Origin of the sequence: Bacillus sp. AFS001701 (genome assembly GCF_002559405.1) — a bacterium.
In the GTDB taxonomy this organism is placed as follows: domain Bacteria; phylum Bacillota; class Bacilli; order Bacillales; family Bacillaceae_G; genus Gottfriedia.
Genome location: NZ_NTZO01000189.1, coordinates 1 through 9,111, shown reverse-complemented (window position 1 = coordinate 9,111; position 9,111 = coordinate 1). Strand labels below are relative to the sequence as shown.

At 33.2% G+C, this 9,111-nt stretch carries 6 protein-coding genes and 2 pseudogenes; 7 read left to right on the top strand and 1 reads right to left on the bottom strand.

Features of this window, described 5'->3' with window-relative positions; genetic code table 11:
* Positions 1-572: 572 nt before the first annotated feature.
* From CN514_RS13540 to CN514_RS13510, 7 genes and pseudogenes are all read left to right on the top strand, one after another.
* Positions 573-686: pseudogene (locus CN514_RS13540) on the top strand (DUF4261 domain-containing protein); the annotation flags it as partial.
* A 149-nt stretch (positions 687-835) separates the two neighbouring features.
* Positions 836-1,105 (top strand): hypothetical protein, encoded by a 270-nt coding sequence (locus CN514_RS13535; protein ID WP_098233048.1) that lies wholly within the window; start codon positions 836-838, stop codon positions 1,103-1,105.
* Positions 1,106-1,563: 458 nt separating this feature from the next.
* Positions 1,564-1,965, top strand: coding sequence for a MerR family transcriptional regulator (locus CN514_RS13530; protein ID WP_056470089.1), 402 nt, complete (start codon positions 1,564-1,566; stop codon positions 1,963-1,965).
* Positions 1,966-2,022: 57 nt separating this feature from the next.
* A complete protein-coding gene (locus CN514_RS13525; RefSeq protein WP_098233047.1) occupies positions 2,023-3,324 on the top strand; it encodes a glutamine synthetase family protein in 1,302 nt (433 codons plus the stop codon).
* A 113-nt stretch (positions 3,325-3,437) separates the two neighbouring features.
* A complete protein-coding gene (gene glnA / locus CN514_RS13520) occupies positions 3,438-4,772 on the top strand; it encodes a type I glutamate--ammonia ligase (RefSeq protein WP_098233046.1) in 1,335 nt (444 codons plus the stop codon).
* Positions 4,773-4,957: 185 nt separating this feature from the next.
* A pseudogene (locus CN514_RS13515) lies at positions 4,958-5,635 on the top strand (SpoVR family protein); the annotation flags it as partial.
* A 718-nt stretch (positions 5,636-6,353) separates the two neighbouring features.
* A complete protein-coding gene (locus CN514_RS13510) occupies positions 6,354-7,253 on the top strand; it encodes a DMT family transporter (protein WP_098233044.1) in 900 nt (299 codons plus the stop codon).
* Between the two features lie 430 nt (positions 7,254-7,683).
* Here the strand turns inward: CN514_RS13510 and gltP are convergent, their stop codons facing one another.
* Positions 7,684-8,970: a glutamate/aspartate:proton symporter GltP gene (gene gltP, locus CN514_RS13505; protein WP_098233043.1), complete on the bottom strand. Its 1,287-nt coding sequence runs from the start codon at positions 8,968-8,970 to the stop codon at positions 7,684-7,686.
* Positions 8,971-9,111 lie beyond the last annotated feature (141 nt).

Sequence of the window (9,111 nt, the reverse complement as noted above, 5' to 3'; positions counted from 1 at the left end):
GTATATAATATTAATATAAAAATATATGATATTATTTATAAAAAATAGAAAATAAGGAATGGATTATGGCGCACTATAAATTGGCTTTAAGTATTATTAAATATTCAATATTTTGGACTATCCTTTTATTCATAACTGCAATGTATTTCCCAAATTCATTAAATATAAGTGAACGAGTTTCTTTATGGATATTAGAATTAGTATCCATAATAGTCGTTATTCTTAATTATGAAAAGTGGAAGCAATTGTTAATTTCGATACCAATTGGGATTGTATTATTAATATTATTAATATTGTTATTCGATTCATAAGTTGCCTCAATTTTAATTTGTTATTGATACAGATACTGTTCGTATTAATTTTTTTACAAAGTCATACTAATGCAACTTACGCAGTCCAATTGTTGAAGATCATGAGCTGTTAAAATACGGCTTTTTTATTTTAAGTAAATGGAAGTACTGTACTGTTCAATAAGAAATGGTAATCTCTTAAAATGTGGTGCAATGAATGTATCAATCGAATCATTAAGAATAACCCATATAAACTTGTTAATCTTAAAAGGGGTCAATATTATGACAGAATCACAAATTATTATTGGAATTCCTGGTAATTGGAAAAATAGAACTGAATTAATTCAGGCAGTAGCAACTAAAAGTGAAGGTTATTTGATGGCTGGAAATATCATGACAGGTTATATGAACAAGATTTAATGAGTTTCTAGAGAGAAACATATAATAGTTGTCATTAATAAGATATAAATTTACATAGAATAGGTGATTATTCGTACAAATATCGAATTACGAAATACAATCCTAGAAATAATAAAGGTGCTTATTTGAAAGAGGATTGGATCGCTATTAGTGATATAGGTAAATACTTCGATGGACAACAATTGACAATTGAGAGTTCCAAAAATATAGAACACAATTATATAAAGGCTATTCATTTGATAATGGATTACTTAACTATAACTTTTTTAAAGATAAAAGATGTAATGGAAAGCTTTTCTTTAGAGTTTTTTAAGAATAATATGAAAAAATATCCTAATCTTTATAATAATGAGCTTCTAAGTATTGTAGATTCTAGAACTTACTTAGAAGCGTAATACCACAGCGACATTTTTAAACTTTTTCAAACGACGAATCATTATCTTCAGCCTTTCTCGTAAAGTAAAAAAAATGATAACTTAACAAATTACTTAAGTCAAATTGTAAAATTATGTACTTTAACTAATGAAGCGTTAGTTGTAGCTTACTGTTAATATGAGTCTTTTTATTAAAGTAAGTGACAGGATAGTTGAACTAAAAACTGAAACTCTTTTGCCATATAAGTTACAATTAAGGACATTCTCAAGAATAATGCATTTAATCATTTGTGAAGAGAATACAAACCGTTTTAATCTCCAAACTAATGGAGATTATTTTTTTTAATAAAGTAGTAGAATTTTAACTAATATTGCATAGAATAAAAACAAATATTTTCATGTTAGATTTTCTAACATCGTATTGACAGATTATCTAACATGAAATAAAATACTTATAGATGAACGAAAGGAGCATTGCTATGAATGATCAAGTAAGACGCTCAACGCCACTTTTCCCAATCGGAATAGTCATTTCGTTAACTGAATTATCTGCAAGACAAATTCGATATTATGAAGAGCATGATTTAATTCGCCCAGCTCGTACTGAAGGTAATCGTAGATTATTTTCTTTCAATGATGTCGATCGATTATTAGAGATAAAAACTTTTATAGAACAAGGCTTAAATTTAGCAGGAATTAAAGAAGTACTCAATTTAAAATCATCAGAAAAATCCAAAGAAACAGTGGTTCAACAAGTCATTGTTGAAAAATCAATATCAGATGAACAGCTTCGAAAAATGCTTCGTCAAGAGTTATATCAAAATGGTAAATTAGGTAGAACTTCTTTACGACAAGGAGATATGTCTCGATTCTTTCATTAAGTTATTGATTAAGTCCGGATTATTCTAGCTTTTATATTTATATGGGGGGAAATATAAATGAAAAAGGAAATGATTTTAAATAGTGCTGAAGAACACAGTCTTGAATTTGTACAGTTATTTTTCACAGATGTAGAAGGGGTATTCAAACATTTAGAACTACCAATCACACAAATTGAAAAAATACTTAATAATGAAACTATGTTTGATGGCTCTAGTATTAACGGATTCACAAAAATTGAAGCAAGTGATATGATGCTTTTCCCAGATTTGAATACTTGGAAAGTCGACATTAACGAAAAAGTTGGACTCTTCATTTGCGATGTTTATTATCCGAATGGTACACCTTTTGAAGGTGATCCAAGAAATGTGCTTAAACGAGCAATTGAAAAAGCGACTGACAAGGGATTTACTTCCTTTAATGTAGGACCTGAACCTGAATTCTTCTTATTTAATAAGGAAGGAAATCAGTTAGTTCCAAATGACAATGGTGGATATTTTGATGTAGCCCCCCTAGATAAAACAGTTACAATACGACGTGAAATTACGAAAGCACTTCAGGCTTTAGGTTTAGAAGTTGAGGCTTTACATCACGAAGTTGCAATCGGTCAACATGAGATTGATTGGAAATACGCACCAGGATTACAAACAGCTGATAATATTCAATTATTTAAATATACAGTTAAAACAATTGCTGAAAAAAATGGTTTAGTTGCTACATTCATGCCAAAACCAATTTTTGGAGAAAATGGCTCAGGTATGCATTGTCATATGAGTCTAGGAAATGATAATGGTAATGCCTTTTATGATCAACATGATTCAATTGGATTATCTGAAACAGCACGACAATTTATTGCAGGTGTATTAACACATGCTCGTGCAAATGCTTCAGTTACAAATCCAACAGTTAATTCATATAAACGTTTAGTTCCAGGCTATGAAGCACCAGTTTATGTAGCTTGGTCACAAAGTAATCGTACATGTACAATTCGCATACCTGCTGCTAGAGGTGCAGGTACAAGAATCGAAGTGCGAAATCCAGACCCATCTGCAAATCCTTATCTAGCTTTAGCTGTTTTATTATCAGCCGGCTTGGATGGTATTGAAAGAAAATTAACACCTCCAGTCGAACGTAGTGAAAACCTGTATTTGATGGATGACGTAACTAGAAAAGCAGAAGGTATTGAAACATTGCCTGGAAGCTTACTTGAAGCAGTTACAGAACTTGAAAACAGTGAATTCCTGCAGCAGGTATTAGGGAAACACGTATTTTATTCATTCCTTCAAAACAAAAAAGAGGAATGGGATGCTTATCGATTACGTGTATCAGAATGGGAAAAAGAAACATATTTAAACTGCTAATCACTAAACTTAAAATAAAAAATAGAAAAGTGGAAGTAGGATATCTCTACTTTTCTATTTTAAAGTGTGTTAGACTAATTTTGTTTGTTGCATACGAAAGGGGAACTTTTATAATGGCTAAGTTTACAAAAGAAGATATTTTCCGTATTTCAAAAGAACAAAACGTAAAGTACATACGTCTACAATTTACGGATTTACTAGGGGTTATCAAAAACGTTGAAATTCCAGTAAGTCAGCTTGAAAAAGCTTTAGACAATAAAATGATGTTTGACGGTTCTTCAATCGAAGGATTCGTTCGTATCGAAGAATCAGATATGTATTTATTTCCTGATTTAGACACTTGGGTAGTATTCCCATGGACTGCTGAAAAAGGAAAAGTAGCTCGTTTAATCTGTGATATTTACAATGCAGATGGCACTCCATTTGAAGGAGATCCTCGTAATAACTTAAAACGTATGTTAAAAGAAATGGAAGCTCTAGGCTTCACAGATTTCAACTTAGGGCCTGAGCCAGAATTCTTCTTATTTAAATTAGATGAAAAAGGTGAACCAACTCTTGAGTTAAATGATAAAGGTGGTTACTTCGACTTAGCACCAACTGATTTAGGTGAAAACTGCCGTCGTGATATCGTTCTTGAACTTGAAGAAATGGGCTTTGAAATCGAAGCATCTCACCACGAAGTAGCTCCAGGGCAACATGAAATTGATTTCAAATATGCTGGTGCAATCAAAGCTTGTGATGACATTCAAACATTTAAATTAGTTGTAAAAACAATCGCTCGTAAACACGGTTTACACGCTACATTCATGCCAAAACCATTATTTGGTGTAAACGGTTCAGGTATGCACTGTAACTTATCATTATTTACAAATGGTAAAAACGCATTCTACGATGAGACTGGTGAATTAGGTTTAAGTGAAACTGCACGCCACTTCATCGCAGGGATCTTAAAACATGCTCCAAACTTTACAGCTGTTACAAACCCAACTGTAAACTCATACAAACGTTTAGTACCTGGCTATGAAGCTCCATGTTACGTTGCATGGTCTGCAAGAAACCGTAGTCCACTAATTCGTATTCCTGCATCTCGTGGCTTAAGCACACGTGTAGAAGTACGTTCAGTTGACCCGGCAGCAAACCCATACTTAGCGTTATCAGTATTATTAGCAGCAGGTTTAGACGGAATCAAAAATAAATTAGAAGCTCCAGCTCCAGTAGACCGTAACATTTACGTTATGTCTAAAGAAGAGCGTGAAGAAGTTGGAATCATCGATTTACCAGCAACTTTAGCAGCTGCATTAGATCTATTAAAAACTGACGAAGTAATCGTTGGTGCTCTAGGATCACACTTATTCGAACACTTTGTAGAAGCAAAAGAAATCGAATGGGACATCTTCCGTACTCAAGTTCACCCTTGGGAAAGAGATCAATACATGTCAGTATATTAATCAAATCAACCCTTGACGCTATTGGCGTTGAGGGTTTTTTTCTTTCTTGGTAACAAAGAGGAAATGGAAGTAAGGGAAATTAAGACCAAAAGAGGATTTGAATAATTTTAAATTGTTAGAAGGCATTCTTCGCTTTCTTTATTGGCATCTATTTTTTTAGTTATTTAAAATTATATTTTTCAGGAGAAATGGTCTATTTTTGGTGGTGGTTTGAAACGAAGATTATGAATGAAGGCTGGGCAAGTTATTGGCATATAAGAATTATGCGTGAACTAAATCTTGACTCAAATGAAGCAATTGAATACGCAAAGCTTAATGCAGGAGTAGTTCAGCCGTCAAAAACAAGCATTAATCCGTATTATTTAGGACTAAGAATGTTTGAAGATATTGAAGAGCGATATAATAATCCGACAAAAGAAATGAAAGAATTAGGCGTTAAACCTGGTAGCGGAAGAGAAAAAATGTTTGAAGTACGAGAGTTAGAATCTGATAGCTCATTTATACGAAACTACTTAACGAAAGACCTTGTCATGCGCGAAGATATGTATCTATTCCAAAGACAAGGTAAAGAATATAAAGTTACTGATAAGGCATGGGAGAATGTACGAGATCAACTGGTAGTTAGTCGAGTAAATGGCGGATTCCCTTATATTGTTGTACAAGAGGGCGATTATTTAAAAAATGGAGAGCTTTATTTGAAGCATTCCTATGAACATATGGAACTAGATGTGAAGTATGTTGAGAAGGTAATGCCATATATTCATCAGTTGTGGGGTAGAGGGGTTCATTTAGAAACGAATATTGAGAATAAGTCTGTGTTGTTTAGTTATGATGGGAAGAATATTCATCGGAAGTATATTTAAAGCCACCTTTTTTAGGTGGTTTTCTTAATGGATTAGAAAGTATAAAATACTTTTTTGGTAAGTGGACCTTATTAAACTATCCTGAAAATTACTGATTTCATACATTTGATGGTGCCGCCAATGCGGCATGTATGTCTACCATGAAAATTAGTTTCTTCATAAATAGATAAATGACAATACTAAAGAAAACTCTGCTCAATCTTTAAAAAAAAGAGTAGAGTTAACAAAAAAGCCTAGTGATTACAGTTGACTGGATCAAAGTCAGTATCAGTATAGACACTTTCCATACATTTTCATTCGCTGTGGTGCAGTGCTTGCGCTGCATGGGTGGCTAAATGGCAGTTTAGTTACATAATTTTCCAAATTAAAAGGCGTATAACTAGAACAATTGATATTAATTTTTATAAAATAATATTACATTTCTTGTTTTAATTTTTTACCAATATCACCTATTTTTTAGAGAAACTTATCCTGTAAGTTTCTCTCTTTTTACAAGCTTGTTTGCCTTTGCCCAATATATAAAGTAACCCAAAAAAGAGAATCCTCCAGTAAGGAATTCTCTTTTTTTATAACTAACGCATGCAATACTTCAATAGAAAGTCGCTTTTTTATTGAACTAAAAAGCAATTTATTTAAAGAAATAAAATGAGAATCTTTTGAAATAATTTAGTTTGATTTGTTACAATTACTGAAGGAACAATAGAAAGAGGTAATATTAATGATAAAATTTATGTATATTTTTTGCTTGATTGTATGGGGACTTAATTTTATTGCCGTAAAAATTCAAGGAACTCCAGTAAGCTTGGAATTATCCTTAACTTTTAGACTTGTTATGACAGCCTTTTTATTTTTGGTTCTTGTTTGGTTCATTCGCCCAAAGGGGAGACCAACAAGAAAAGATATACCGTTTGTAGTGGCGTTTGGTATATGTAACTTTGCATTAAGCTATCTCTGCCTTTATTATGCTACAATTTTGAGTTCTGCAGCAATCGTAACATTGGTATTTTCTTTAAAAGTTATTTTAACTCCGATTGCTCTCCGGATTTTTTTAAAAGAAAAATTACATTCGCGAGTTCTAATTGGAGGTATTCTTGGTGTAGTGGGAGTATGTATTCTAATTTATCCCACACTGGAAAATTTTCAAGGGTTCCATGACATAAAAGGAATTATTTTCGCTTTCCTAGGTACTCTCCTAACAGCAGTTGGTGACGCCTGCTCGGCAAGAAATGCAAATCGCAAGGTTGATCCCATTTATGCAAATGCAATTGGATTTACAGTGGGCAGTTTATTGATGGGAGCAATAATATTGTTTCAAGGGAAAGAATTTATTTTTCCAACATCTTTTACGTACTTATCTGCGTTGCTATATTTAACGCTGGTTGCTTCTTTTGCTGCATGGTTATTCTATTTGAAGCTAGTAGAAAAAATTGGAGGAGCTCAAAGTGGCTATATGGTCGCCCTTTTCCCTGCAATTGGTGGAGTGGCCTCTGTTTTAATTGGTGAGTCTGATCCATCAGTGTATTTGTTTGCTGGTTGCTTTTTTTGCTGTATTGGCGCCGCGATTGCATTAGGTTTTGGAACGAGAAATCAGAATATGAAATTGCCTATACAGGGTTGACTAAGGCTTTTCTTATGTAACGAACGTATTGCTTTAGTTATATAACGCTGGAAAAGATAGCCAACAAGAAAGGCGAATAACTAATACAATACATAATAATGTTTATATAATAAAGTACAGTTACATTTTCTTTTTTACCAATATCACCTATTTTTTAGGGAAACTCTTTATCCTGTGAGTTTCTCTTTTTTGTCAGTTTAAACATAACAACGTTAATAGATAAAAAATGCCTGTATCGAAAATTACTTGGTATTTGAAGATACAGGCTTTTAATTTCAACGTTTACTTGTTGTTATATATATTTAGTTGATTACTAGAAGTAGAGCTTGATCTCATATTGAAAAAGCGAGAAGGTTGTAGAAATGTAGTCAATGCCTGTAATGCAGTAGTCGGTGAATCTAGGTCTACTCAATTATGATGTTAAGAAAGATTATGCTGCATTTGTTTGCTTATCTGAATCAAGTGATTTAATATAAGCTTGCGCTTTTTGTTTATCGAATTGACCTTCTGATTTAGAAATAACAACTGCCGCAAGCGAGTTACCTACTACGTTAACTGCTGTTCTCGCCATATCTAAAAGACGGTCAATACCTGCGATAAACGCTAATCCTTCTACCGGAATTCCAACTGTACCGAGCGTTGCCAACAATACAACAAACGACACTCCGGGAACCCCTGCAATTCCTTTAGATGTTACTACCAATACAAGTACTAATGAGATTTGGTCGCTAATCGATAAATTAATACCATACATTTGTGCAATAAAAATGGCCGCTAATGCTTGATATAACGTAGAACCATCTAAGTTGAAAGAATATCCTGTTGGGATAACGAACGATGTGATTCCTTTAGGGCATCCGAATTTCTCCATTTTATTCATAATTCGAGGTAAAACAGTCTCAGAACTAGCCGTTGAATAAGCAAGGATCAGTTCATCTTTTAATAACTTAATAAAATGAATAATGTTAATGCCTGCCCATCTTGCAACAAGTCCTAAAACAACTAACACAAAGAAAATCATCGTTGAATAAACAAGAATCGTTAACTTACTTAATGGAATCAGTGATTGGACACCGAATTTTGATACCGTTACACCAATTAATGCAAATACACCAAATGGAGCAAACTTCATGATTAGATTTGTCACATAGAACATTGCTTCAGCTGTACCCTCGAAAAACTTTAAGACTGGTTTTCCTTTTTCACCTATCGCTGCCACACCTAGTCCGAATAAAACAGAGAAGAAAATAATGGCTAACATATTTCCTTCTGTCATTGCTGAAATAATGTTTGGCGGAACGATATTGACGAAAGTTTCAGCAAAACCGTGGCTTTTCGTCGTTTCGGTTGTTTCTATATAGCTTCCGATATCTGTTTTCTGTAATGATGACATATCAACGCCGCTACCGGGTTGAAAGATATTTGCCGCTAGCAATCCAACAAGAATGGCAATAGTTGTAATGATTTCAAAATATAAAATCGTTTTACCACCGAGTTTACCAAGCTTTTTCATATTCCCAACGCCGGCAACACCGACAATTAAGCTTGAGACAACAATAGGAATAACAATCATTTTGATTAAACGAATAAAAATATCTCCAATCGGCTTTAGGTATCCTTCAATATTTGGATTTCCATAAAAGGCAGCTCCAACTGCGATACCTAAAATGAGACCAATTACAATCTGCCAAGCTAACCCAAGTTTTAGTTTTTTCATCCCATACACCCCTTCAAGTTTATTAAGAATATGAATGTAAGCGATTCCACTCAAAATCATACCGAATCATACAAAAACCTACAAATAAAAAATAAAAAATAAATAATTTTCTCAGAACTATTTCAATTTTCCAAAGGTTTG

What these genes read in the sequence shown, in the direction of transcription:
- gltP (WP_098233043.1), bottom strand. Translation starts at nt 8,970, where the DNA reads ATGAAAAAACTAAAACTTGGGTTAGCTTGGCAGATTGTAATTGGTCTC.
- CN514_RS13525 (WP_098233047.1), top strand. Translation starts at nt 2,023, where the DNA reads ATGAAAAAGGAAATGATTTTAAATAGTGCTGAAGAACACAGTCTTGAA.
- glnA (WP_098233046.1), top strand. Translation starts at nt 3,438, where the DNA reads ATGGCTAAGTTTACAAAAGAAGATATTTTCCGTATTTCAAAAGAACAA.
- CN514_RS13530 (WP_056470089.1), top strand. Translation starts at nt 1,564, where the DNA reads ATGAATGATCAAGTAAGACGCTCAACGCCACTTTTCCCAATCGGAATA.
- CN514_RS13510 (WP_098233044.1), top strand. Translation starts at nt 6,354, where the DNA reads ATGATAAAATTTATGTATATTTTTTGCTTGATTGTATGGGGACTTAAT.